Genomic DNA, 1,312 nt, shown 5'->3' on the forward strand with positions numbered 1-1,312 from the left:
ATCAGCCATCAAATCGATAGCTATTATTCGGGGAAATACACCATTTTTCCATCAGGCAAGCGATAGGTTATACCTGCTTTGACACACTCGGCATCCCCATCTCTCCAGCGTCTCTGCTATGCATTTGGCATAATCTCCAGGCTCGGAGATGCTGTATGTTTCGAGAACTGGCGACAATAGGTTCAAGCCGTGATGCATCGGCTCAAAAATCAATTAATGATATATTATATCTTCAATAAAGCAATGTTACATTGCCCAGAACGTTCTTGTTCTCATGACAGTACTCGCTGTCAGGTTTTTGAATAGTTTGTCACTTCAGTATGCTGATCTATATTTATTGACTTAGAGAAACAGGCAAGCCAACTGATGATCAGTTATTGCGATCGGCTTCAATTGATTTTTTCAGGTACGGAGCTCTCAAGTTTGCATCCATCCAAAGCAGCTATACAACAACATCGATAGCCCTGATTGAAGTTGACTATGATCAATGTCTTTATTCTTCAGCTTAAGTGATATGATATATCAAAATAATCATCGATGATTATCACCACTCTATTCCAATATCATTGATTTAAAAGATTCAACTATGAAAAAAGTACATCGTAAAGGGTCTCTCTCTGCCCCAGCTTATATTGCTTTGTTTGTCATTTTAGTGGCAATGATCATTCTGACAGTCTTGCGCCTTGACTCGGACATGACCAATACATCAAACATCACCATTTCAAAGCCTGTCGTTCTTCCCGCTCTTAGCTCTACATCAGATACAAATGACACCAGTGTAGAACTCACTGAGCCGAATAAGGCAATGGCAACAGACGACCCGGCACAGTTGATACTTGTCAGTACACCTGAACCTCAAACACATACCGTCGATTACAAAGTCAAATCCGGCGATAGCCTTGAAAGCATTTTCAAACACTTTAGCCTTCCCATCCAGACACTCTTCGGCATTCTTGAAGCTGATGAGCCCTATCTGGAGATGGATGTATTACACCCAGGTCAGCAACTAGGTTTTACATTCAACAACGATGACACTCTGATGGCATTATCCGTAGTCAGTAGCACCAAGAAGACTATCGTTTATCAAAAAGAGGATGACAATCACTTCAGCCACAATGAGACCATTGCTCCCACAACATGGGAAACCGTGGTGCTTAAAGGGGAAATAAGCAATAGTTTCTACCTGGCTGCAGCCAATGCAGGGATCAGTGATCCCACTATCATGATGCTGACCAAACTCATTCGAAATAAAATTAACTTCCGCCGCGATCTTCGTAAAAACGATCAGTTTCAAGTCATCATTAAACGTGAA

The 1,312-nt window shown here is 41.5% G+C and carries 1 protein-coding gene; it reads left to right on the top strand.

Annotated features, from left to right (window positions below):
- Positions 1-586: 586 nt before the first annotated feature.
- On the top strand, positions 587-1,312 hold a 726-nt coding region (locus B4K20_RS00450), incomplete at its 3' end, for a LysM-like peptidoglycan-binding domain-containing protein (RefSeq protein WP_289281468.1).

It is taken from the genome of Methylophaga sp. UBA5088, from assembly GCF_002414625.1.
Taxonomy (GTDB): domain Bacteria; phylum Pseudomonadota; class Gammaproteobacteria; order Nitrosococcales; family Methylophagaceae; genus Methylophaga; species Methylophaga marina.